This window comes from Rhodococcus sp. YH3-3 (assembly GCF_001653035.1).
Lineage (GTDB): Bacteria > Actinomycetota > Actinomycetes > Mycobacteriales > Mycobacteriaceae > Rhodococcus_F > Rhodococcus_F qingshengii.
The window spans coordinates 854,261-878,784 of sequence record NZ_BCWH01000001.1 but is presented as its reverse complement, the minus strand read 5'-3'; the positions used below and the strand labels follow the sequence as shown (position 1 = coordinate 878,784).

The following is a 24,524-nucleotide window of genomic DNA, read 5'->3' as shown; positions in this document are numbered from 1 at the left end:
TCAGAGGAGCGGGGCTGCATCCGAGCCGAACGCATGGGCTGCATGCGAGGTGGCTGACTCGGAGGTTCTGGACGCATCAATTCGATTCTGCGAGACCGCGTCCGACTCGGTGTCGGATTCGGCAGAATTCTTCAGGCAATCTTCGCAACGGCCCCAGAACACGACCTCGGCTTCGTCGATTTCGAAGCCGTGATTATCGGAAGGTTCGAGGCAGGGAGCTTGGCCGACAACACAATCGACGTCGACGACCTTGCCGCAGCCGCGACAGACGAGGTGATGGTGGTTGTCACCAGTCCTCGTCTCGAACCGTGCGGGCGAACCCGCCGGCTCGATGCGTCGCAGCAATCCTGCGTTCACGCATGCCTTCAGCACGTCGTAAACGGCCTGTGTGGATACCGATCCGAGCTGCTGCCGCACGAGTGCTGCAACAGAATCGGCGTCTGAATGCGGTTGGGCTGTAACCGCATCCAGCACGGCGAGGCGCGGAGCAGTGACCCTCAACCCGACGGCGCGCAGTTGCGCTCGGGGGTCGAAGTCATGCTCTCCGTCTCGCATGTTTCCCAGTATGCCGCTTTTCTGGAATTAGTCAAGAAAAGGATTGCCTAAGTTGAATCGAGACCGGTGTCACATATCAAGGACGGGAACAAATCCGGGGAGACCGCCGTTGAACACCCTGTCGGCGTCCGAACAAGCCCCGGGCCCCACCCCTTTTGTCGCTGCGAGCGACCACCCGCCGAGAGGCGCCTGTGGGACGTCGACACCTGACTTTCACACCACACGACCAAGGCCGCCCGGTCACTGACGGGCGGCCTTGGTCGCTTTTTCGCAGGTCAAACCCCCGTTACCGACGCCTGGCCGCTCCCGTAGTCATTTTTCCGCCCAGAATCACGACGCCGTGATGGGTGCCCGCAGCCAACCAGTCCGGCAGGGTCTGCCCCTCTGCCTCGACGCTCACGCGCGCGTATCGGAACGATCCCGTCAGCCTTGCCGACGCGATCGCCAGACCTCCGCCGGACTCGGGCTGCGCAAATCCCAACGCCCCGGCAATCGGCAGACGCGGCCCGAGCATCCGCGTATCCGAACGCACCCGCCATCCGTCGCCGGTTGCAGTGAATTTCTGCTGCACGTCTCCGTCGAACTCGGCCAGAACCTTGGGTAGTTGCCAGTGGACTCGCCCACCGTGCACCGACGGTTCCGAATCCACCGCGATGAAAGGGACCGCCATCCGCGGCATAGGCCCGATCCGTTTCCCTGGCGCATGCAAGACCGGACTGGCGAGGATCTCGCGATACGGGCCGACCGGCGAATCGAGGTAGTCCACCATCATGGCCACCGTCATCGGAATCGTTCGACCATCCGGGCCGAGCTCCCGCGCCGCCGACGTACTGCGGTGCCACCACAGTGTCGCGCGAACGCGAGCCGGCCACGGCGGCGGATCACTCACCGGCCAGTCGACGCGGTCACTTGTCGATTCAGGCACGCTCCACATCGGACACCTTCTCAGCTCGAACGGTCAGGGGAAGCCGCAAAGCGCCTGGTGCATGCGTCGGCACCACCGGATCGGACGGCAAAGTCGGATCGATACGTACGTATGGCTCGCCGGTCTTCGGGCGGGCGTCCGCGCCACCCTTGTTCGGCCACATCGCGCACGCTCGTTCCGCCTGCGCAGTGATGGTCAGGGAAGGATTCACTCCGAGATTTGCGCTCACCACCGAACCGTCCATGACGTGCAGTCCCTCATGACCGTATGCACGCAGATACGGATCGACGACGCCACTCGACGCGCTGTCACCGATAGCGCAGCCACCCAGAAAGTGTGCCGTCATCGGGATGTTCACGATCTCGGCGATGGAACCACCCGGGTCGCCGTCGATCTTCTCGGCGACCTTGCGAATGGCTGTATGACCCTGCGGAATCCACTGAGGAGGTGGATCGCCCGGTCCCGGTCTACTGGTGAGGGAGCGCCCGAATCGTTTGGTGTTCTTGGAAAGTTCGAGGGAGTTGTCGTCGGTCTGCATCACCAGCGCGATGACGGTTCGCTCGGACCAGTTCCGTACCGACAACGATCGCAAGAACGCTCCTGGGTGCCGGGCCGCGACTGCCAGAGTCTTCAGCACCCGGGGAGTTCGCCCACCGCCGTCACTCAGGACGGTCTGCAGAAGTCCTATTGCATTGCTGCCCTTGCCGTATCGCACCGGCTCGATGTGCGTGTGATCATCCGGGTGAAAGGACGACGTGATGGCTACGCCCTGCGTGAAGTTCCGTCGACGCGACTTCGACGTTGCGGCCAGTACGGCTTCGGAATTGGTACGTACGACGGTGCCGAGAGTATCCGACAGGCCCGGCAGGGCACCGGATTCCTTCATACCGAGCAGCAGTCTCGCCGTTCCGTACGTTCCGGCGGCAACCACCACCTGATCGGCGGTGAACCGAACTTCTCGCCGGCGGACGCCGTCCGTTCGCCTCGCGAGCAGGCGGTAACCACCGCTTGCCGCCGGCCGAAGGTCGGTGACGGTCGTGAGCGGATGAACCCTGGCGCCCGCTTGCTCGGCGAGATGGAGGTAGTTCTTGACCAGCGTGTTCTTCGCACCGACTCGGCACCCGGTCATACATCCCCCGCATTCCGTGCAACCTGTGCGTTCGGGTCCTTTTCCGCCGAAGAACGGGTCCGGCACGGAAACTCCTGCCTCCCCGAAGAAAACCCCGACGGGGGTGGACGTGAAGGTCTCCCCCACGCCCATCTCTTCGGCTACGTCCTTCATCACCGCATCGGCAGGAGTGAAGGACGGATTGGTGCGAACACCCAACATCCGTTTGGCCTGGTCGTAGTACGGCGCCAGTTCGTCGTGCCAGTCAGTGATGTGCGCCCACTGACGGTCTTCGAAGAACCGATTGGGTGGCTGATACAACGTGTTGGCGTAGTTCAACGACCCACCTCCGACGCCGGCCCCCGCCATCACGAGCACATCCGGAAGAAGATGGATGCGCTGAACCCCATAACATCCGATCCACGGCGCCCACAGGTACTTTCGAAGTCTCCAACTGGTTTCAGGCAACTCGTCGTCGGCAAACCGTCGACCGGCTTCGAGCACCCCGACGCGGTAGCCCTTCTCCGTCAGGCGAAGAGCGGCGACACTGCCACCGAATCCCGAACCGATAACCACCACGTCGTAGTGCGTCGCGGTCATGCCTCGACGCTTTCGATCTTGCGAGCGGAGTAGTTCTCCCGATCGAAATGCTCCAGCAGCGAACGGAATTTGAAAGTGAACGTCGGCCACTGCACCGAGTTGCGCCCCTCCGGATCGATGTACCAACTCGAGCATCCGCCCCTGTTCCACACCGTGTGCTGCAACTCGTGCTGAATTCCCTTGTTGTAGTGCACCTGCACCGTCTCGTTCACGTCGAGGGCATCGATCCGCTCTCGCTTCATGGTGTTCACGGCGTCGTTGACGTACTCGGCCTGGGACTCGAGCATGTACACGATCGAACTGTGTCCGAGGTTGGTGTTCGGACCGTACATGAGGAACAGATTCGGGAACCCGCTGACCGCAGTACCCTTGTACGCGTTGGGGCTACCGTTCCAATGTGCGGCCAGCGTCTCGCCACGTTTTCCGGTGATCAGATGCGCAACAGGCGGTTCCGTCGGCGTGAATCCCGTGGCGAAGATGATGGTGTCGACCTTGTGCTCGACTCCGCGTCCGTCGACCACTCCGTTTTCGGTGACCGAGACGAGCCCACTGTCGACCAGACTCACGTCCGCGCGGTCAAGGGTGCGCAACCAGTCGTTGGACAGGAGCATTCGCTTGCAGCCGATCGTGAAATCGGGAGTCAGTTTCCGGCGCAACTCCGGATCTTTGACCTGCCGGCGCAGATGGAGACGCGCGGCCACCTCGAAGGCCGGCAGCACCCACGTCGCGTGCGACATCGCGGCACCGAGTAGTTCACGGAAGCCGTAAACCCATCCCCGAACCACCTTCTGCGTAGCGGGAATCCGCGAGTACACGGCCTTCTGTGCAGCAGGTAGGGTGCGATCCATTCGCGGGATCACCCAGGCCGGAGTTCTCTGGAACACGGTGACGTGGGCCGCCGGATCGGCAATTTCGGGAACGAACTGAACCGCCGACGCTCCCGTTCCGATCACGGCTACGCGCTCACCACGCAGTTCGTGTTCGTGGTTCCACGTCGCCGAATGGAAAGTGGTCCCCGAGAATTGGTCGAGACCTGGGAAATCCGGGATCTTGGGCGTCGACAACGCTCCGGTCGCGGCGACCAGAGCTTTGGCCGTCAACGACCCTCGAGATGTCCGAATACGCCACAGCGCCGCATCCTCGTCCCACACAGCAGCTTCGAGTTCGCAGTTCAGGACTACGCGTTCCACGATGCCGGTGTCTGCGGCCACCTTCTTCAGATAGTTGTAGATCTCGGGTTGACGAGCAAAGGTATGACTCCAATCGGCGCTCGGCGCAAAAGAATACGAGTACAACGCCGTCGGCACGTCACAGGCACAGCCTGGATAGGTGTTGTCGCGCCAAGTGCCGCCGATGTCAGCTCCACGCTCGATCAACACGACGTCTGCAGCGCGGTTGTCGCGAAGCATTCTGGCGGCCAAGCCCATACCGGCAAATCCGGCACCGACAATCAGCGTTTCGACATGTTCGGGAAGCTTCACTTCTTCTCCACTCGGGATTGCCAGGCCGGCAACAGTCGCGCTCTGAGCGCGTCGTCGGCTTCGGATGTACGAAACAGGGCTGAGACGGCAAGCCCACGAACGAGTTCGATGGTGAGTTCGACCGACTCGGAATCGAACCGATCACCGAACAACTCGGCGCTGCCGAACTCGAGCGCCTCACTCACCTTGCGTTCGAGGGGCACCGTCGCCGCATGCAGAACGGGATCGGTCCGCGCCGCGACCCACAATTCGAGGGCGGCATAGAACAGCGGCCCGGAGAACGCGTCCGACAGGACCTCGAGGCCTCGACCACGATCCACTTCAGCGGTGAGGATTTCTTCCAGCCGCTTGTCGACCAGATACTCGACGGCCGCGACGACCAGCGATTCCTTGGTCGGAAAATGATGCAGTTGCGTACCCCGCGAGACGCCTGCGCGGCGGGCGATCTCTTGCGTGCTGGTCCGTGCGTAGCCCAGCTCGACCAACGATTCGACGGCGGCGTCGAGGAGGCGCCCACGCATCGCCGCTGTACGTTCGGCCTGGGTACGGCTTACTTTCGCATCGGAAGTGGTCTCGGTCACAAGACAACTGTAGAGCCGAAACGTAAAACAGTCCAGGCTGACTTCAAATCTTGACACGTAACATACCGGTCAGTCAGCTCTGCCTGATAACGTCCTCGCATCGAGCGGAGGGAAACAATCGCTATGCCAGAGCAAACAGCATTTCCACACCGCCGTGTCGGGTTGGTGGAAGACCACGAGTCGGTAGCAATCGGCGTGTCCGTGATGCTCGAGGACGAGCCGGACCTCGAATTGGTGTGCATCGCGACCACTGTGTCCGAGATGCTCGCTCAGAACGTCGCCTTGGATCTGGCAATCCTCGACCTCCGGCTGGCCGACGGTTCATCGCCCAAGAGCAATGTCGAGCAACTGCGGGCCGCCGGGCTCGAGACATTGATCTTCACCGGGGCGGAAAACCCGTACCTCGTTCGCTCGGCCGCCCGTGCCGGCGTACTGGGTGTTGTACGCAAGTCCGAACCGACTGCCGTCGTGGTTGATGCGATACGCGCCGCCGCGTCGGGAAGGCAGGTGGTGACGACAGAGTGGGCTGCCGCAATCGACGGGGATCCAGGTCTCGACGAAGTGGGTCTGAGCCCTCGACAACTCGAGGTCCTCGAACTTTACGCATCCGGAGAGAAGGCGGATCGAGTTGCGCGACTCACCGGTTTGGCGCCGCAGACGGTTAACGACTACCTCCAGCGCATCAGGCAGAAATATGCGGCTGTCGGACGACCCGCACCGACAAAAACGGATTTGTACAAACGCGCGGTCGAAGACGGGGTGTTACCAATTCCTGAACGGCCTACTTCCGGAAAAAAGCTGACTTTGACTAACAATGAGGTTCGGCAACAATAACTCTCACAGCGCTGCCCCTGAAAATATGGGCAGAGGAATTGATGTCTGGGAAAAATTTCCCTCTTCGAATTACATTCATCTGACAAGAAGACGGCACTGTCGGGGGTCTGTCATTCCGCTACAGAGAAGTAAGGACGAAACTCATGACAGTCACTGTGGAAAACTGCATGGCACAGGACCCCGTCGGACCGCACCTTTCGGAGCGCGAAATCGAGGTTCTCAGGGAATGGCTACTGAGTGATTCGAAGTCACGCGTTGCTCAAAACCTCTACATCAGCGTGGGAACGGTGGGGACCCACCTGTCGCGGATTCGCGAGAAGTATGCCGACGTTGGAAGGAACGCACCGACGAAATGCGAATTACTCGTGCGAGCGATACAAGATCAGATAGTGACGATCGACGAACTCTGATCAGACTGCCTCACCCATCCTTGGCGAATGATTCAGCAGAGAGTCAATCAAGTACTACCGATTCCACCTTCACCGACAAGATCCTTCGTCTGTTCGGTAGATTCGTGTGCGCCGGCTACCTGTTCTACCTGCTCATCCTGATTCCGAATATCAGAGACGCAGCGGCAACCACCGCGGCCTGGTGGACACCTGTGGCCATCTTCGCGATATTCGGAACAGCCATGGTGTTGGGACTTTCGACGTTCCTGCCCCAGACAATCTGGATTCGTCGAGCTGCCGCAATTAATGCGATTGCCTATATTCTCGTTGCGTGCGCGTGGTGGCCTGCGTGGACCGGTGAACATGTCCAAGGCTTCGGGACGTGGCTCGCCAACATCCCTGGTGTCGCCGGGCTAGCAGCCGCAGCTGCATGGCAGCCTGCCTGGGCTCTGCTATACCTCGGGGTGGGAGTCACGCTCGTCCAACTGATCAATCACGCCATCCGCGAAGCACCCCTGTTCTATCTTCTGATTCCGGATCTCAGTGCTGCGCTGATGTTCTGCACAGTTTTTGTTGCAGCATCTGTTGTCGCACTTCGCACCGGGCAAACCCTTGACGCCACCATCGCGAGTACCCACGCTGCGGCCGCCGGAGCCGCGGCTGCAGCTGCAAAAGACGTCGAACGCGAACGCTTCAACGCCCTGATCCACGACACCGTGATGTCGACCTTGTTGGCTGCTGCACGAACGGACTCCGACTCCACCGTCGCCGGGCAGTCACGGCGCACACTGGCCCGCCTGGACCATCTTCGTTCGGGAGTCGAGACCGCAGAGCGATTGGACCCGGATGCGGTTCTTGCTCAACTCCGTTCGGCAGCCTCGGAAGTCGATGAGAATGTCACCTTCACATCACACGTGGAGTCAAACGCCAACAATGCCGAGTTCCCGTCGGAACCGGTGAGTGCTCTCGCAGGAGCCTTGAGTGAAGCACTGCGTAACAGTAAGAAACACGCCGGGCCGGACGCACGTCGTTCGGTCGACGCAATTGTCGAAGAAACTCGAATGGAGGTGACGGTATGTGACAACGGAATCGGTTTCGATCCTCGCACCGTACCGACGCATCGACTCGGCATCGCCGTGAGCATTCATGCCAGGGTACGCAGTATCCCCGGAGGGGCAGCAGACGTCGCGTCTTCTCCAGGAGCAGGAACCAAAGTCACTCTGTCCTGGCAACGAGCTGAGATGGCTCCTCGATGAACTTCGATGCGGGAAACATCACCGTAGGCAAAGACATCCGCGACCTACTCGGAATGCGTAGTAGATCCGCTCTCCTTCTCGTTGCCTGCTTCACCGTCACGTATTCGATTTCCGCCGCGTACGGGACAAGCGGAGTCAGGTCCTCGTGGCCGCTGGCAGTCGCGGTACTCGTTGGGTCAGCAGCTGCCTTCTCCATCGTCCTGACTGACGGGGACCCCATGCCCCTTCACCAGAGCATCCTGCTCAGTGCTACCGGCTTAGTCGCCTGCGGCGCGGTGTTCATGGTATTGCCGGTACCTGTGCATAATCCGGCCCAACTCTGGCCTTTCGGAATGTGTACTGTCGTCTTCACCTTCATGTGTGTGCGGGGAAGGACGGGCTACGCCTGGCTTGGCGTGATTCTTTTGATTGCCTCCTCGGTTGCCTGGGCGACTGTGACAGGTCAAGGACCGTTGTACGGCTTCGCCGAGTCTTTCGCCAACGTCGGACCAGTTCTAATGTCGACGGTCTTCGCACTTACGATTCGGCCACGAGCCAAGACGATCTTCGAACTACGCCAAGCGTCTACCGAACGCATCGCCGCAGGAGCAGCCACGTCGGCAGTCATCGAAGAAAGAGACGCCCAACTCGACAGACTCAACATACTGGCCCGGCCTCTGCTCGAGCGGATTGCTTCAGGCGTGCCAATGGATTCCACCGAGAAATTGGCATGTGAATTACTCGAAGCTCAACTACGTGACTCGCTCCGAGCGCCGGGATTTCAGAAGAATCACGTGATCGATGCTGTGCGTGCCGCTCGAAACCGCGGCGTCGAAGTGGTCCTGCTCGACGACCACGGAATGGATGGCGCGAACGCCGACGTGCGCGACCGAATCCACTCGAGCATCGTCCGGGAACTCACCGCGATCTCGCGAGGAAAAGTGACCATACGGATCCTTCCACCTCGGCGTACCGCTATGGCCACGATGCTGGTCGATACTGAAGACGTTCGACGAATCGAGTTCGATCACAACGGAATGCAGCTGCTACGGCAGGGGGACCGGGGAGAGCTCGGCACCTCGTCCATGTCCGTCGATCCGACTACAGACAGCGCCGTCGAACCCGAATAGCTTTCGAGGAGAGTGAGATTCACCGGGTCGATCACCAGGAGAAATGAATGATCTTCGAACTGCGTCCAGCGCATGTCGCACGTGCCCTCGCCGCACTGTGTGCCCTTCCGATTCTGTGGACCTTCGCAGTAGAGGGAATCACCACGACAACGGAATACGACTACAGCACAGGCGAAGTGTCCTCGTCGAGCGACCTGGGCTCTCAGATCGGAAGCGTCGCGATCTGGATCGTCCTCGCGATCGCATTTGCCGCCGGTGCCTGGTATCTGGAGAAGCAGCGCATCGGTTGGCCGGCCGCGGCGCACGAGCAGCTGGTCAAACTGCAGCTGGCATCACCCAACCGAGAAGAGTAAAGGTCCCTACCGCTTCCGATCGCCGGCGCGGAGAAGATTACTGGGAACCGTATGGCCCACTATCTCCTCTGCAACGGCAGCGGCACGAATGCTCGCATCCAGGTCGATACCTGTCGCGATGCCCATGTCTTCGAGCATGTAGACCAGTTCCTCCGTCGCGATATTGCCACTGGCACCGGGAGCGAACGGACAACCACCGAGACCTCCGGTGGACGCGTCGAGGTTTCGAACACCGTGCTGCACAGCCGCAAACGCGCACGCAAGACCAGCGCCACGCGTGTTGTGGAAGTGCGCACCCAAGCCGAAGTCACCTACTCTTTCGCCCACAGCGTCGATCAATCGTCCGACACGTCCCGGCGTGGCAGTGCCGATGGTATCTGCGATCGAGAATTGATCAGCACCGAACTCCTTGGCCTGCTCCGCAATCCGCAGAACACGATCCGGGTCGGTTGGACCGTCGAACGGACAGTCCCAGGCTGTGGCCACGATGACCTCCACCCGTCCTCCGGCGTCGTGGACGATCCGGACGACCTCTCCGATACGTTCGGTCGCTTGCTCCGTCGTCGACCGAGTGTTGGCCTCGCTGTGGCCATTCGATGCCGACACAACATATTCGACGGTTTTCATTCCTGCGGCGACGGCCCGTTTCGCTCCACCGATTCCGGCGACCAATGCCGAGAACTCGATGCCGGGCCACTGGTGCAGTTCTGCTGCCAACAATTCCGCGTCGGCCAACGCCGGCACAGCGCGCGGTGAGACGAACGACGTCGCCTCGATACGCGAAACACCCGTCGCAGCCAGAGCGTCGACAAGACGAAGTTTCTCCGCCAGCGACACCGGGTCTTCGATCTGCAACCCGTCCCGTGGTCCGACTTCACGAATACTGACTGCTGGAATACCCACGCCAGGTACCGACATGTCAGATCACGCCCTTCATCTTCAGTTCTGCCTGCTCGTCGTCCGAGAGTCCGAGGAGCCCGCCCCACACCGAGGAGTTGTCGTGACCCGGCGCCGACGCTCCCGCGTTGCGCACGGATCCGGGTGTCTCACTGAAGGTAGGCACGACGCCCAAGCCGAGGACGTTTTCACCGATCCGCTCGTCGTAGTGGTCGACGAGCATCCCCCGCTCGATCAGCTGCGGATCCTTGACGACATCTTCAACCGTATTGATCGGCCCGGCAACAACTCCCACTTCGGTGAGGCGTTCCACCAGGCTGGTGGGATCTTGGAGCGCGACCCAGGCGCTGATCAGTTCGTCGAGCTCGTCCTGATGTTTGCCACGGGCAACATGATTGGAGAAGCGGTCGTCATGCGCTAGTTCCGGTCGCCCCATGATGGTGCACAGACGCACGAAGAGCGTATCCTGATTGGCTGCGATCACCACCCAGTTTCCTTCAGAGGTCTGATAGATGTTGGACGGCGCAATACCCTCCAATCTCGTTCCCGAGGGCTGCCGGATGATCCCGCCCCGATCGTAATCCGGGATCGTGGATTCCTGCACCGCCAGACAGGATTCCGTGAGGGCAACGTCGACCACCTGACCACGGCCGGTCCGCTCTCGTGAGAGCAACGCCGCCAGCACTCCCTGAACGGCGAACATCCCGCCGAGAGAATCTCCGAGCGAAAGGGCAATACGCGGAGGCGCCTGCCCTGGATAACCGTTCAGATGCCGAAATCCGCTGACCGCTTCGGCAACCGAGGCGTAGCCGGCGCTCTTGGCTTGCGGTCCACTCTGCCCGTAGCCGGATACCCTGGCCAACACCAACTTCGGATTGCGCGCACTGAGAACGTCGAATCCCAGGCCCCACTTCTCGAGGGTGCCCGGCCGGAAGTTCTCGACTACCACATCGGCATGTTCGATCAGATTCAGAAACAGGTCTCGTCCCGCGTCGACGCGAAGGTCCAACGTCACACACCGCTTGTTGCGGGCGTGAACCGTCCAGAAGAATCGATGACCGTCCTGCTCGGCCTGACCCCAGGTACGAAGCGGGTCCGGGCGGTCCGGCGATTCGATCTTGATCACGTCGGCGCCCATGTCGCCGAGCAGTTTCCCGGCGAAGGGCCCGGCGATCAAGGTTCCGAGTTCAATCACCCGATATCCGTCCAGGGGCCCGGTGGGCGCACCTTCCGACACAGCTGCCTCCTCTGGGAACTTTTCTCCCCTTGAAGGCTACGTCACCACCCGATATCGCAACATCATGTCGTGGTCTTCGTGATCGAGCATGTGGCAGTGCCAGACGTACCCCTGAAGGTCCCCCATGCCGACTTCTCCGTGTGCCGAGTGATCTGCCATGGAACCTCTCGCGAAAGTTGCATCCGGATCGAAGCCCAACTCGTCGGCCGTCGGAAAGCGCACGATCACGCGGGTAATCGAGTTGGCATCCACGATGACAGTGTCCTTCTCCCCCGTTTCCCACACTTCGGGAGGCCGCAGCGGGGAGGTCACGAATTCCTCGGCCGACGGCGTCCACCGGACTCCCAGGTCAGGTACCGGATACCGCTGCATGAGCGCTGCAGTGTCGATGTTCTGGCGCCCCACAACGCGGAACGCCACCAAGTGCAGATGAATCGGATGCGGTTCTGTGGTGATGTTGATCAAATTCCATTGCTCGATGGTTCCCTGACGCGGCAGTTCGATATCTGAATCAGTGAACCGCAAATTATTGAGCGACATGGTGATCGACGGGTAATCCGAGGGACGCGACAGCTGCATGATCGTGAGATTTCGCACCACATCCGGGGACGCCGGTTCGGCAGCAACGGAATTCAGCTGCTGCGGGATCGAGCCGGTGAATCCCTTTGCGCTGCCCACGTCGAACCGACAGAAGACCGGCATCACCTGCGTGCCGCGTTGCGCCACCGCAAGGGGTACCGGTTCGTCGTTGCGCAATTCCACCGTCGTGCCCGGCTCGAGCATACTGAAGTCGACAAGCAGATCAGCGCGTTCACCCGGACTCAGCCGGACGTGATCCGTCGGCGCAGGAGCGGCCAAAAATCCTCCTTCGGAACCGATCACCCAGAACCGCATACGATTTGCGAAGTGCAGATTCCACACCGAATAGGTTGCGGCATTGAGCAGTCGCAATCGGTACAGTCCGCGAGCCACCTCCACTTTCGGCCATACGACGCCGTTCACTACACCCACGTCACCGGGGGTCGCCGGATCCCATGAACCTTGCGGAGTGAGCCACGTGGAACGGACACTCTGTTGACCGTCGGAGGTGAAGACCTTGTCCTGCAGAATCATCGGAAGCTCGAATTCGCCGGACGGCAAGCCGAGAGAATTCCCGGTGGTGCCTGTATCTGCGTCGTCACGGAGAAAATACATCCCGACCAGCCCGGCGTAGACGTTGAGGCGCGTCATTCCCATGGCGTGATCGTGATACCAAAGATTGCCGGCTGCACGACCATTCGTGTACTCGTGAACCAAACCTTCGCCCGGACGCTGGATCAGCTCCGGATGCCCGTCGAACTGCGGTGCAGTAACTCCTCCGTGCAGGTGAAGCGAGGTGGGGACCTGTGTGCGGTCGAGGTCGCTGACGCCGTGCAGACCCGGATCGACATCCGCGGCAAGCGGATACGCAGAAATGTCATTGGCATATCGGACTGTGACGAGCTGATCGACGTGAGCTTCGATGGTGGGGCCCAGATAATCCATTCCGCCGTAACCCAGCGACGGCGACGACGGTAGGTCCGGATGGAATCGGTGCATCGACGATGCCGCACGAAGCTCCAGGTTGCCACCCGAAATGCCCGGCAGGACAGGAAGGGTCTCCCGAAACGGTTCCAGACGGGGCGACGGAAGTTGGAACGGGCGCAGTGGATCGACATCAGGTGGTCGAGCCGTCGCTGATCCAGCGGACAACGCGCTCAGACCGGCCAGCAGGCCAAGCCCTTGAACAAAGGATCGGCGACGGATCTTGTGTGACTCGTCCACTCACGGCCCCCTCACGCTGACGGCATCCGGAGCGGGTTACCCGTGTGCCCGCACGGTCAAACACCGACCACCTTCTCCAACCAAAGCTCGAAAATCGGCGACCTTACCCCACCGCACCGGTCGCCGTACTCGACGACCTCCTCCGTCCCGACGAAACACGTTTGCGGACAACGGATGCACTCTTGCAGCTTTGCGAGAAGCCGAAGATTCGAAAACGCTCTTGACTCGAACGCATGTTCGAGTATGATTTGGGTTGGGGATCGGGGGATTCAATGAGTGTCTTGTTGTCGGATGTGGTGTCGGGTTCTGCGGTGGGGTTACGCGGACGGTTGTGGCAGTTGACTGCTGCAGAGTTGCGCGCTGCTGCGGTGTCGGCGAGTGCGGAGATTCTGCGCCTCGAAGCCGTTCGAGTGGCCGTGGTGGACGAGTTGTCGTTGCGCCCGGATGATCAGGTGATTGCCAGCCGCGGTGTGGGTGCGTGGCTGGCGGCCAACACGATGCTGCAGGTTCGGGACGGGAAGAAGATCGCCGCATTGGGTGCGGCTTTGCGGCCGTTTCCTGCGGTGGCTGCTCGGTTCGATTGCGGGGATTGCTCGTTCGATCATGCCGTGTTGATCGTGGCGTTCTGTGAGTCACCACCGAAGGGGATGCCGGAGGAGGCGCTCCCGAAGTGCATCGATTTGTTGCTCGCTGCCGCGTCGGGGGTGGAGGCGACAACGACGAAAGTGCGGAACGTGATCGCGACCTTGGAGCGGTTGTTCGAGTCCGATGAGATCCCGCCCGCCGAAGACGTCGACCGGAATGAGCTGCGGATCGCGTCGACATTGAACGGTCGAGTGGTGGTGCGCGGGGATTTCGACGCCCTCACCGGCGAAATGCTGCTGTCGGCGTTGTCGAATCTGACGATGCCCACCCCGGCACCCGATGGAACCCCGGATTCTCGGTCGGCAGCGAAACGAACTGCCGACGGGTTCACCGAACTGATCCGCCGTTATCTCGATTGCGCCAAAACCGGTTTCGATGGTGGGCAACGCCCGCACGTGAACGTGCACATCAACGCACGGGATCTGGCCGAGCACCGAGACTGCGCCGCCTCTTCTGATGGTGAAGAGTCTGCGTCGGATCTTGACGTCGGGCACATGCCCTGGCTCGGGCCACTGTCGGTGTCGCAGACCCGATTTCTCGGGTGTGATTGTTTCCTCTCGACCGTTCTGCTCGACGATCACGGCGCGCCCTTGGATGCGCAACCAGGAAAGAGGTTGGTCACCGCCGAACAACGCGTCGCCCTCATCGCCCGAGACAAAGGCTGCGCCTTCCCGGGCTGCACATGCGTGCCCGCCTGGACTGATGCGCACCATATCCGGCACTGGGCCAACGGTGGCCCGACGGTGATGAACAACCTGGTCCTGCTGTGCCGTTCACACCACCGACTGATGCACCGCAAATCCGGGTTCGTCGGGAAATGGGAAATCCGAATCGGAGTCGACAACAAACCCTGGTTCATCCCGCCACCCTCGATCGACCCCGGACAGCACCCACGACCGGCGAACACCACATTCAAAACCTGAGAACGAACCTCAGGCACAACAGAACACGGCCGAGCACCGCATCGAAGGGATCCCCCCGATGCGGTGCCAACAGACCGTGGCGAACCCGTCAGACGGCCTGCGCAACCTTGGCGGCTCGCGGGAATCGCTCCCGAATCTCCGCTGGCGTGACAACTCTCGGGTCCAGGGGTTGCTCGTCACGCAGGTGGCGCTCCAACACCTTGCCCGTCATCGGCGCAATGACTTTCAGAGCAGTGGTCATGTTCTTCGGTGAACTACCCAACCGGACTGCCGTTCGCACCGCGGGCGCAATTGCTCTGTCCAACAACGCTGGCTGATCGAACCCACCCATCGTTCGCATCCAGCCGGGCAAAGTCGCGATAGTGGCCGGCGCGACCAATCGGCTGAATGTCGCGAACTTCGTCTTCCCCTGCGCTCTCGGTGTTCTCAACAAGTAGTGCATCGCCCGGTTGGCACGCTCGGAGGTACACAATCTGGGCCTGACTTCAGCGAAGTACTCACGTACCTCGTCTCGGGAGCGTGGAACGTCGGAGGTCTTGCATGTCTGTAGTTCGGCAGCGATCACGCATTCTTCCCAGTACCGCTGCTCTTCGACAGCTGAAAGCGGGCCCGGCCCATACATCTCGTAGCACTTGAGCACCGAATGCCAACCCGTCACGTGGATCCAGAGTTGTGACGCCGGATTGTTTGCGCTGTAACGAGTTCCGGTGATCGGTTCGATGCCCGTAGCCTGAGCATGAACTGTCATGAGGTGGTCGGACAGCGCCAGTGCTGTCCGCCCGTCGGCAGTGGCGACGGTCAGGAAGTACGCCAAGGTTCGGTCGAGTCGCCCGGCCGGATCGCTGTAAATCCCGCTCATGTCTGCCACTGCGGCAGCCAAGAAGGGGTCGAAGTGCTCGAGCACCACCGACCGCTGGAACCCGATCAGCGCTGTCGGCGCGGCCCAGATCTTCCAACTGGGTGATCCTGGGCCGAAGAAGCCGTAATCCTCACGCGGTCGATTCATCGTCAGTTCAGACATTTCATTCCTCCCCGTTCGTTGAGCCGGCACCGTTCATTTCGTAGGCACCAGACAAGGCGACTACTTGCTGCCAGACGTACTCGAATCGCTCCGCCGCGAACGTGGGGCGCCGAATAGATGCGAGTGCCAACCGTTGCTGATCTTCACTGGCGCTGGGTTTTCCGTACAACTCCACCGCTGCAGCACTGAAGTCGCGGACCAGGACATCGAAGATCTGATCCAGCACCCCACCGCTCCGCTGTCCCTCGTCCAATCCCAAGATCTCGGCTTGTTCGAGGATCAGCTCGCCGTAGACGACGAGGGTGAAGAGTTCGGTGATCGCAAGGCCGAAGTCCAAGTCGACCTGCTGCGCCGCATCCGGTGCAGCTTCGGCTAGAAGGGTCACGAGCGCTTCTGCCTGCTCCACGAACAGTGCAACGTTGGGAACATCCGCAAACTTCGCGTATACCGCTCGTCAGTCGTCGAATCGAACCTTGGACAACCCCCGTGCCGGGCCCTGACGGAACAGGAACTCGTCGTCGGCTGCGTCGTTACGCGTCGGAATCGCCGGAAATGACTCGGGGGCAAAGAGGTACGCCGGCATGAACTTGGCGATCAGGGCGAGATTGACGGCGACGGTCCCCTCGAGCTTGGGCAGCCCGTCGACATCCATCTTGGCCACCGCGAGGTAGCTGTCCTTCTCGAAGCCCTTTGCCGCAGCGATGTCGGAGAGCAGTCCGATCACCTTCTGTGCCTCGGTTGTCACCTTCATCTTGGTGACGGGATTGAACAAGAGGTAGCGGCGGTCCTCGGGCGATGCGGTGCGGAAGTAGTCCACCGCACGATCCGAGAAGAGCCTCATCGCCAGCAGGCGCGCGTACGCGTCGACGAATTCACGTCGTACGTGTGGGAACGCCGTGACGGGATTGCCGAACAGGATTCGATTGTGCGCGTGGGTAATCGTCTCGTACAAGGCATGAGTCGACATACCGATTCCGCCGAAGCACAGGTTGAACTTTCCGATGTTCACGGTGTTGAGTGCGGCACTGAATGCTGCCTCGCCGGTATGCAGGATATCCTCTGCCGCAACGGGATAGTCGACGAGTGAGAACTCCGCTACGTACATCTGGGCCGGAACGATGTTCTTCACCACGGTGAATGCCGGATGGTCCGAGTCGGCGTAAAAGAAGACGTACTGATCAGTGCCCTCCACTCCGTCGACACGGCCGAAGACAGAGACCGTGTTGGCGCAGTTGCCATTTCCGATGTAGTACTTCGAACCGCTGGCCAGGTACCCGCCGCTGCCGTTGGGCGTCAAGACCATGTCCGTGGAGTAGACGTCCGCGCCATGCTCTTTCTCGGACAGTCCGAATGCCGCAACGCCTCCGGAAGCCAAAGCGGAAGCTGCTCGCGCCCTTGCAGTCTCGTTGCCGCTCTGCCACACCGGCCCCAGGCCGAGAATGGTCACCTGCCACGGGTACCAGTAGTTGAGTCCGTAGAAACCGAGGATCTCGGACAGCGCGGCGATACGACTGGTATCCCAGCGCTTGTCAGAGTCGCCACCACTGTCGCGGGCGGGCGTCAGAAATGTGGCGAACAGACCTTCCTTCGCCGCGAAATCGAGGAAATCGGAGTAGAAGATCTTGTCGTGATAGTCGGCCAGGAGTCGGTTCTTTCCACGCGCCTCGAACCAGTCGACGGTCGCGCCCAGCAGTCTCCGCGTGGTCGCGTCGAACTCCGGCCGATCGTACGTGGAGGGATGGAGCAGCAGATCATTCGGCACTAAAGAGGTCGACGCTGTCATAGCGGTTGTTCTCCTCGAGATCTCGGCAGAGGCGCCTCACTGAGCACCATTCGAATACAACGCCACCGTAACAATTGCAGACGATGAATACAACGGTTGCGTATTATTCACGAAGAAGTGGCAGGCAGATTAGGGTGAGACCGGAGGTGATGCACACGATGACCAGGTCACAAGCTGACGCAACGGATACACCGCGGCGCAAGTACGCCCCTCGCATGGCGCCGGAGCAACGTCGCGAGCAGCTCCTCGACGCAGCATTCGAGGTCACCGGCCGCGTTGGCCTGCACAACCTCAGCATGGAATCCGTCGCTGCCGAAGCCGGTGTCGGCAAGCCCGTCCTCTACACGATTTTCGATACCAGGACCGATCTCGTCGCTGCACTGCTGCGCCGCGAGCACGAGCGAGCCATCGCTCAGGTACTCGAAACCATGCCGACAGATCTGAGCGAACTCGGCCCAGCCGCGTCGTACACCGGGACCGTTGGCGCCTTCGTCGACGCCGTACTGGAGAACCCGACGCGCTGGCGCCTGATTCTGACGTCTGTCGAGAACGCCCCCAGCGAGTATCACGGCTTGTTGAAGCTCTCTCGCGGAGCTGTCTTCGCCCGCGCCGAAGAACTGGCCCGCGCCGGGATTGCCCTCGAGTCGAAGCTCGAAGGCCTTGATCCGGTTCTCCTCGCACACACCATGATGTCGTTCGCCGAAATGCTCGGACGACTGGCCGTCAGTGATCCCGAAACCTATACCCGAGAACGACTTTCCAGTTTTGCCGTGGCTCTCGCACAATCGGTCGGGCGTTAGCGGCCGACTGAAACCTGTCGGTCGGATCTGCTTCAATACACGCATGACATCACCATCGATCGAACCGCTACAGCTTTTCGAAACGTCTCCGGGCAACTGGTCACTGATGCTCACCGACCAGCATTTCGGCAAGGTGGCATCGATATTCGAGCAGGTAGAGGGTTTCGAAGGCTCCGGTTACGACTGGGCGTCGGTCGCCCACGCAGTGGTAGGCCGCGATGCACCGCATCTGGAGGGCCGCTTCGGCACCGATCCCGAAGCGGGCATGTTTGTTGCGTACGGCAGCGACAACGGAGCTCTCGGTGAGCTCGGAGCGCTACTCGCCAAAGCGTATTCGGATGCCGAGTACCTCGGTGGCCTGGTCGCCATTTCCGAACTCGACTAGAGCGCCTGCCGAAACGACACCGGCCCCACACCTAGGTGCGGGGCCGGTACCGAACGAAAGATCTAGCCGACCAACAGCTCGGCAATCTGAATCGTGTTGAGCGCGGCACCCTTACGCAGGTTGTCGCCCGAAACGAAGAGCGCGAGTCCGCGTCCCTCCGGGACACCCGGATCCTGACGGATACGACCGACCAGCGACGCGTTGCCACCGGCAGCGGCCAGCGGCGTCGGAACCTCGACCAGCTCGACGCCCGGAGCGTCGGCGAGGATCTCCTTGGCGCGAGCAACCGAGAGCGGGTTGGCGAACTCTGCGTTGATCGCGAGCGAGTGCCCGGTCACGACGGGAACGCGCACGCACGTACCCGAAACCAACAGATCGGGAAGTCCGAGGATCTTGCGGCTCTCGTTGCGGAGCTTCTGATCCTCGTCGGTCTCGCCGCTTCCGTCGTCGACCAGCGAACCTGCCAGCGGCAGGACGTTGAACGCGATGGGGGCGACGTAGTTGTTCGGGGCGGGGAAGTCGACGGCACTGCCGTCGTGAACCAGCTTCTCCGCGTCTCCGACTACGGCGCGCACCTGGCCGAGGAGTTCCTCGACGCCGGCGATGCCGCTACCGGACACGGCCTGGTAGCTGGAGACGATCAGACGCTGCAGACCGGCTTCGTCGTGCAGAACCTTCAGCACCGGCATCGCTGCCATGGTGGTGCAGTTGGGGTTCGCGATAATGCCCTTGACCAGGTTCTGCGTGTCCTGCGGGTTGACCTCGCTGACCACGAGGGGAACCTCGGGATCCTTGCGCCATGCCGAAGAGTTGTCGACAACGGTCGCGCCGGCAGCAGCGAAGCGCGGAGCCTGGGCGCGCGAGAGCGTCGCACCGGCTGAGAACAGGGCGATGTCGATGCCCTTCAGGTCCTCATCCGATGTGGCGGCCGCATCCTCGACGATGATCTCTTCGCCGCGGAAGGGCAGCTTCTTACCGGCGGAGCGTGCAGATGCGAAGAACCGCACCTTGTCCGCGGGGAAGTTCCGCTCTTCGAGCAAAGTGCGCATGACGATGCCGACCTGACCGGTCGCACCGACAACAGCGATAGTCGTCATGAGAAATTACCGTCCCGTTCCAGCGTGTACTACTGCTTCTTCTTCGCCACCGAGCCCGAAAGCGTCGTGGATGACACGTACAGCGTCGTCCAATTCGGTGTCCTTGACCAGCACTGAGATGCGAATCTCAGAGGTCGAGATGAGGTCGATGTTGATGTCTGCCTTGGCCAGCGCCTCGCAGAACGTGGCGGTGACGCCCGGGTGGCTCCGCATTCCGGCGCCGACCAGGGAAACCTTGCCGATGTGGTCGTCGAACAAGATCTGCGTGAAGCCGATGTCTTCCTGACGCTTGGTCAGGATCTCGACGGCGCGGGGGCCGTCGGCCGTCGGAAGCGTGAAGGTGATGTCCGTCTTGTTTGTCTCCACCTTGGAGATGTTCTGCAGCACCATGTCGATGTTGATCTCGGCATCGGAGACTGCGCGGAACACCTTGGCAGCGTGTCCCGGTGTGTCCGGCAATCCGACAACGGTGATCTTGGCTTCGCCGCGATCGTGCGCGACTCCGGTGATCAGGGCCTCTTCCACAGGAATGTCCTCCATCGATCCGGACACGATTGTTCCGGGCTTGGTGGTGTATGACGAACGGACGTGCACAGGCACGTTGTAACGACGGGCGTACTCGACGCACCGGAGCATGAGCACCTTCGCACCACACGCTGCGAGTTCGAGCATTTCCTCGAAGGAAACCGTCTCGAGGCGGTGAGCGTCGGGGACGATGCGCGGATCGGCGGAGAAAACGCCGTCGACGTCGGTGTAGATCTCGCAGACGTCGGCGTTGAGTGCAGCTGCCAACGCCACGGCAGTGGTGTCCGAGCCACCGCGTCCGAGCGTCGTGATGTCCTTGCTGTCCTGGCTGACGCCTTGGAATCCGGCGACCAGAACGATCGAGCCTTCGTCCAGCGCAGTGCGAACACGGCCCGGCGTGACGTCGATGATCTTGGCGTTTCCGTGGCTGCCGGTCGTGATGACTCCGGCTTGTGAGCCCGAGAACGAACGAGCTTCGGCGCCGAGGGAGTGAATTGCCATCGCTACCAAGGAGTTGGAGATGCGCTCACCCGAGGTCAGCAGCATGTCCATTTCACGGGCCGGCGGGGAAGGGCACACCTGCTGAGCCAGATCGAGCAGCTCATCGGTGGTATCGCCCATCGCTGACACCACGACGACGACATCATTGCCGGCCTTCTTGGTCTCGACGATCCGTTCAGCGACTCGTCGGATGCGCTCGGCGGTTGCCACCGAGGATCCGCCGTACTTCTGGACGACGAGAGCCACGCGTTTCTACCTCCAGGTCGAAATTGTTTACAGATACCAGAGGTCGAGCTTACCGAGGTGGTCCTGGGACTTCCCGATGCGTACTGCTGTTCGCCTCAGATCCGCGCGGGATCAGTTGCGAGATCCGCGATCGCATCAACGTCGCAGAACGCGAGCCACCGGCAACGTAACCGACCACCGTGACGGCAACTCCGCAGGCGAGAAGCACGCGGATACTGCTGACCAGCGAAACTGCCAGCGCGTCGTACACCGCGACTGCCGCCTCAGATGACGGTATGTCTGAATTCTGTAAATAGACTCGCCGCACGACGGCCAGCGCCACCAACAGGGCGATCATCGCCACCGCCGTCGCCAGCCCGACCAGGGACAGTGCGCGCATTCGCCTCGGCGCAACTGCGACGGCCGCGATCGCACAGGCCAGCGACACCCACGGCAGCCAGGCCGCTGCCCGGTCGAGAGTGTTCGAGAGGTCCTGGGCCCGCACCAGCTCGTCGGACTGCAGGATCTCGAACTGCGGATCGAACGTCGGAAGACGATCGACGACGGTGAATCCGCGATCGCGGAGGTTCGTCCGCAGTTCTGTCATGATCGGCTCGAGGGACAAGGTGACTGTTCCGCTGTCGTCGGACCGAACGATGCCGTCGGTGGCTCTGCCGGTCACCATCGCAGCAAGTTGCGCGTGCGCCTGACGGTTGGCCGCGGTCCAGAGCGTCGCGAACTGGTCGCTGGAGACCAACGACTGAGCCGCCTCCCGAACAAGTTTCTCGGCTTGTCTCGTCACCACCTGCGGAAACCGGTCCAACCGCTGCGTCAGTTCCTCGGTCAGCCGATCAACGACAGCCGCTTGGACAGCAGGTTCGGAAGCCAACGGGGCAACCGTCTCGACGTAACTGTCGGTGTCGTTCACCTGGGTGTGGACGAACAGCGCGAGCACCGAGCCGGCAGCACCGAGACCAGCGAGAACGATCAGCAGTGAACAGACGATCCAGCGGATCGAGCGCATCACGTGTGCTTGGCGCGCGCCGGTCGAATCTTCGCGGTGATGTGGTGAATGCGGTGATCGTCAGCGGGTATCCGGAAGGTCTCGGTAACCCGAACGGTCATCAGGTTCCGCCCGAACAACCCGGCGTCGAGGAGGTAGTCAGCCGTCAGGTCGTCCCCGTCGACCGTCCACTCCACCTCACGAATGTCGCGGATCACGCGATACTGAGGACCTCCGGAAAGGCTGCGCCGCAAATGATTCCCCGAAAATCCGGTCTTGAGCCCGACCTCGTGGCGTACCGCGTCCGGAGCCAGCGGTACGGAACTGCCATCGTGACTGCGGAGCGCGTCGAGGTACGTGCTCGCCACGGCGATTCGGGGATCCATGGACGACAGTCCACCATTTTCGGGGCCGAAACGGCAGCACAATTCGGCGACAAATTGGACATGAGGGCGAACCCCACCGATTTCTCGCGAAATCCAGGAGTAGAGTGCTGTGCATGCAGCGCGCACTCCTTCTTGGTTGCCGCGACGGGGTCTGATCCAGACTGGCCTCCCGCCGCGGGGTTTTTGTGCGCCGGTCGACCAAGCCTTCCGGACTCATGGTCTTGACCAACAGGTCAACAGGCCGGGTCCACAATCCTGGAGATCACACCCATGTCCCCCGCTGACGCATTCACCACCGGCACTCGCACCATCACCCCGCCCACGAAGCCGGCACCGTCCGACCAGCCTGCGTGGAACACGCAGAAGAACTCGTCGATGCCGACGTTCCGCTACCGCCCGTTCGCCGAAGAGGTCGAGACGGTCACGCTGCCCGACCGCACCTGGCCGGACAAGATCATCGACCGAGCACCCCAGTGGTGTGCCGTTGACCTGCGCGACGGCAACCAGGCGCTGATCGATCCGATGAGCCCGGCGCGCAAGCGTCGTATGTTCGATCTCCTGGTTCGTATGGGCTACAAGGAGATCGAGGTCGGCTTCCCGTCCGCGAGCCAGACGGACTTCGATTTCGTTCGCGAGATCATCGAGGACGGCGCCATCCCGTCCGACGTCACCATCCAGGTGCTGACGCAGTCGCGTCCCGAGCTGATCAAGCGCACGTTCGAGGCCTGTGAAGGTGCCGAGAACGCGATCGTGCACTTCTACAACTCCACCTCGATTCTCCAGCGCCGCGTCGTGTTCCGCGCCGACAAGGACACGATCAAGAAGATCGCCACCGACGCCGCCGAACTGGTCCTCGCCGAGTCGAAGAAGTACCCGGACACGAACTGGCGCTGGGAATACTCGCCCGAGTCCTACACCGGCACCGAGCTCGAGTACGCCAAGGAAGTATGTGACGCCGTCACCGAAACCCTGGGTGCGACGCCGGCCAACCCGGTCATCCTGAACCTGCCCGCCACCGTCGAGATGGCTACACCCAACGTGTATGCCGACTCCATCGAGTGGATGCACCGCAACCTGGCCCGCCGCGATTCGGTCATCCTGTCGCTGCACCCCCACAACGACCGCGGCACGGGTGTCGCTGCAGCCGAGCTGGGCTACCAGGCCGGCGCGGACCGCATCGAAGGCTGCCTGTTCGGCAACGGTGAGCGCACCGGCAACGTCTGCCTGGTCACTCTCGCTCTGAACATGTTCACGCGCGGCGTCGACCCGCAGATCGATTTCTCGAACATCGACGAGATCCGTCGCACGGTCGAGTACTGCAACCAGCTGCCCGTCCACGAGCGTCATCCGTACGGCGGCGACCTGGTCTACACCGCGTTCTCCGGCAGCCACCAGGACGCGATCAACAAGGGCCTCGACGCCATGAAGGTCGACGCCGACAGCCAGAACTCCGACGTCGACGACATTCTCTGGCAGGTCCCCTACCTGCCGATCGACCCGAAGGACGTCGGCCGCAGCTACGAGGCCGTCATCCGTGTGAACTCGCAGTCCGGCAAGGGCGGCGTCGCATACATCATGAAGGCCGATCACGGTCTGGTGCTGCCGCGTCGTCTGCAGGTCGAGTTCTCGCAGTCGGTCCAGAAGATCACCGACGGCGAGGGTGGCGAGGTCTCGCCGAAGGAAATGTGGGACGTCTTCCACGAGGAGTACCTCGCTCCCATCACCCCGCTCGAGCGCATGAAGCAGAAGGTCACCGCGTCCGAGGAGGACGGCGGCACCGATGCGATCACCGCGATCGTCAAGGTGAACGGCAAGGAGCAGGAGATCTCGGGTACCGGCAACGGCCCACTCGCTGCCTTCGTCGACGCGCTGGGAAGCATCAACTTCGACGTTCGTGTCCTCGACTACTCCGAGCACGCGATGTCCGCCGGTGACGACGCCCAGGCCGCGGCCTACGTCGAGTGCGCCGTGACGGGCCCGGAGGGTCAGAGCACCGTCGTCTGGGGTGTGGGTATCGCCACGTCGATCACGACGGCCTCGCTGCGCGCTGTGGTCTCGGCAGTGAACCGCGCCAGCTGACACTCAGCTCCCGACTCGTGAAC

The 24,524-nt window shown here is 61.6% G+C and carries 22 protein-coding genes and 1 pseudogene; 9 read left to right on the top strand and 14 right to left on the bottom strand.

The genetic code is table 11. From position 1 onward, the window contains the following. The 5 genes from YH3_RS04160 to YH3_RS04140 all read right to left on the bottom strand — a co-directional run bounded on the left by YH3_RS04160 (position 1) and on the right by YH3_RS04140 (position 5,190). A complete protein-coding gene (locus tag YH3_RS04160) occupies positions 1–555 on the bottom strand; it encodes a Fur family transcriptional regulator (RefSeq protein WP_054187028.1) in 555 nt (184 codons plus the stop codon). A 286-nt stretch (positions 556–841) separates the two neighbouring features. Further along, the gene (locus YH3_RS04155; protein WP_007732330.1) at positions 842–1,489 is read right to left on the bottom strand and encodes a hypothetical protein; all 648 of its coding nucleotides are present in this window, start codon (positions 1,487–1,489) and stop codon (positions 842–844) included. Continuing rightward, positions 1,473–3,188, bottom strand: coding sequence for a GMC oxidoreductase (locus YH3_RS04150; protein ID WP_064443023.1), 1,716 nt, complete (start codon positions 3,186–3,188; stop codon positions 1,473–1,475). The genes YH3_RS04155 and YH3_RS04150 overlap by 17 nt, the downstream gene beginning before the upstream one ends. Then, on the bottom strand, positions 3,185–4,669 hold the full coding sequence (locus YH3_RS04145; protein WP_064443022.1) for an NAD(P)/FAD-dependent oxidoreductase: 1,485 nt from the start codon (positions 4,667–4,669) through the stop codon (positions 3,185–3,187). Before YH3_RS04145 ends, YH3_RS04150 begins: the two co-directional genes overlap by 4 nt. Further along, positions 4,666–5,190 carry a TetR/AcrR family transcriptional regulator gene (locus YH3_RS04140; protein WP_202427151.1) on the bottom strand — a complete coding sequence of 175 codons (525 nt, stop codon included), beginning with the start codon at positions 5,188–5,190 and terminating at the stop codon, positions 4,666–4,668. Before YH3_RS04140 ends, YH3_RS04145 begins: the two co-directional genes overlap by 4 nt. Positions 5,191–5,373: 183 nt before the next feature. On the opposite strand from YH3_RS04140, the gene YH3_RS04135 reads away from it, so the two are divergent. The 5 genes from YH3_RS04135 to YH3_RS04115 all read left to right on the top strand — a co-directional run bounded on the left by YH3_RS04135 (position 5,374) and on the right by YH3_RS04115 (position 9,191). After that, positions 5,374–6,084, top strand: a complete 711-nt coding sequence (locus tag YH3_RS04135) for a LuxR C-terminal-related transcriptional regulator (RefSeq protein ID WP_007732315.1) — start codon at positions 5,374–5,376, stop codon at positions 6,082–6,084. A 143-nt stretch (positions 6,085–6,227) separates the two neighbouring features. Continuing rightward, positions 6,228–6,494 (top strand): response regulator transcription factor, encoded by a 267-nt coding sequence (locus YH3_RS04130; RefSeq protein WP_370333094.1) that lies wholly within the window; start codon positions 6,228–6,230, stop codon positions 6,492–6,494. Between the two features lie 20 nt (positions 6,495–6,514). Next, the gene (locus tag YH3_RS04125) at positions 6,515–7,729 is read left to right on the top strand and encodes a sensor histidine kinase (protein ID WP_082920527.1); all 1,215 of its coding nucleotides are present in this window, start codon (positions 6,515–6,517) and stop codon (positions 7,727–7,729) included. Beyond that, the gene (locus tag YH3_RS04120) at positions 7,726–8,838 is read left to right on the top strand and encodes a hypothetical protein (protein ID WP_064443021.1); all 1,113 of its coding nucleotides are present in this window, start codon (positions 7,726–7,728) and stop codon (positions 8,836–8,838) included. Before YH3_RS04125 ends, YH3_RS04120 begins: the two co-directional genes overlap by 4 nt. Positions 8,839–8,885: 47 nt before the next feature. Further along, on the top strand, positions 8,886–9,191 hold the full coding sequence (locus YH3_RS04115) for a hypothetical protein (protein ID WP_007732306.1): 306 nt from the start codon (positions 8,886–8,888) through the stop codon (positions 9,189–9,191). A 6-nt stretch (positions 9,192–9,197) separates the two neighbouring features. Here YH3_RS04115 and YH3_RS04110 read toward each other — a convergent pair whose 3' ends face one another. Genes YH3_RS04110 through YH3_RS04100 form a run of 3 tightly spaced genes read right to left on the bottom strand, consistent with a single transcriptional unit; the run spans position 9,198 to position 13,128 of the window. Next, positions 9,198–10,094 (bottom strand): hydroxymethylglutaryl-CoA lyase, encoded by an 897-nt coding sequence (locus tag YH3_RS04110; protein ID WP_370852725.1) that lies wholly within the window; start codon positions 10,092–10,094, stop codon positions 9,198–9,200. Positions 10,095–10,110: 16 nt separating this feature from the next. Further along, complete coding sequence (locus tag YH3_RS04105) at positions 10,111–11,325, bottom strand: CaiB/BaiF CoA-transferase family protein (RefSeq protein ID WP_007732303.1); 1,215 nt, start codon at positions 11,323–11,325, stop codon at positions 10,111–10,113. 36 nt (positions 11,326–11,361) lie between these two features. Then, positions 11,362–13,128 carry a multicopper oxidase family protein gene (locus YH3_RS04100; protein WP_058227103.1) on the bottom strand — a complete coding sequence of 589 codons (1,767 nt, stop codon included), beginning with the start codon at positions 13,126–13,128 and terminating at the stop codon, positions 11,362–11,364. 272 nt (positions 13,129–13,400) lie between these two features. Between YH3_RS04100 and YH3_RS04095 the strand changes: the two genes are divergently transcribed. Then, entirely contained in the window at positions 13,401–14,696 is a 1,296-nt protein-coding gene (locus YH3_RS04095; RefSeq protein ID WP_064443466.1) for an HNH endonuclease signature motif containing protein, read from the top strand. Between the two features lie 88 nt (positions 14,697–14,784). On the opposite strand, the gene YH3_RS04090 is transcribed toward YH3_RS04095, so the two are convergent. Both YH3_RS04090 and YH3_RS04085 read right to left on the bottom strand, forming a co-directional pair. Then, positions 14,785–15,717: an oxygenase MpaB family protein gene (locus YH3_RS04090; RefSeq protein ID WP_080961232.1), complete on the bottom strand. Its 933-nt coding sequence runs from the start codon at positions 15,715–15,717 to the stop codon at positions 14,785–14,787. Between the two features lies 1 nt (position 15,718). After that, positions 15,719–17,500: pseudogene (locus tag YH3_RS04085) on the bottom strand (acyl-CoA dehydrogenase). A gap of 149 nt (positions 17,501–17,649) precedes the next feature. Between YH3_RS04085 and YH3_RS04080 the strand changes: the two are divergent. After that, positions 17,650–18,300: a TetR/AcrR family transcriptional regulator gene (locus tag YH3_RS04080; RefSeq protein ID WP_007731498.1), complete on the top strand. Its 651-nt coding sequence runs from the start codon at positions 17,650–17,652 to the stop codon at positions 18,298–18,300. A 43-nt stretch (positions 18,301–18,343) separates the two neighbouring features. Continuing rightward, on the top strand, positions 18,344–18,685 hold the full coding sequence (locus YH3_RS04075; RefSeq protein WP_003943507.1) for an Imm51 family immunity protein: 342 nt from the start codon (positions 18,344–18,346) through the stop codon (positions 18,683–18,685). Positions 18,686–18,747: 62 nt separating this feature from the next. Here YH3_RS04075 and YH3_RS04070 read toward each other — a convergent pair whose 3' ends face one another. Genes YH3_RS04070 through YH3_RS04055 form a run of 4 tightly spaced genes read right to left on the bottom strand, consistent with a single transcriptional unit; the run spans position 18,748 to position 22,422 of the window. Beyond that, positions 18,748–19,782 carry an aspartate-semialdehyde dehydrogenase gene (locus tag YH3_RS04070; RefSeq protein WP_003943474.1) on the bottom strand — a complete coding sequence of 345 codons (1,035 nt, stop codon included), beginning with the start codon at positions 19,780–19,782 and terminating at the stop codon, positions 18,748–18,750. A 6-nt stretch (positions 19,783–19,788) separates the two neighbouring features. Continuing rightward, positions 19,789–21,054, bottom strand: a complete 1,266-nt coding sequence (locus tag YH3_RS04065) for an aspartate kinase (protein ID WP_003943494.1) — start codon at positions 21,052–21,054, stop codon at positions 19,789–19,791. Between the two features lie 49 nt (positions 21,055–21,103). Next, positions 21,104–22,057 carry a hypothetical protein gene (locus YH3_RS04060; RefSeq protein WP_007731502.1) on the bottom strand — a complete coding sequence of 318 codons (954 nt, stop codon included), beginning with the start codon at positions 22,055–22,057 and terminating at the stop codon, positions 21,104–21,106. Then, positions 22,057–22,422: a hypothetical protein gene (locus YH3_RS04055; protein WP_003943492.1), complete on the bottom strand. Its 366-nt coding sequence runs from the start codon at positions 22,420–22,422 to the stop codon at positions 22,057–22,059. Before YH3_RS04055 ends, YH3_RS04060 begins: the two co-directional genes overlap by 1 nt. Positions 22,423–22,692: 270 nt before the next feature. Here YH3_RS04055 and leuA point away from each other — a divergent pair, with 270 nt between their 5' ends. Next, positions 22,693–24,501, top strand: a complete 1,809-nt coding sequence (leuA, locus tag YH3_RS04050) for a 2-isopropylmalate synthase (RefSeq protein ID WP_003943488.1) — start codon at positions 22,693–22,695, stop codon at positions 24,499–24,501. Positions 24,502–24,524 lie beyond the last annotated feature (23 nt).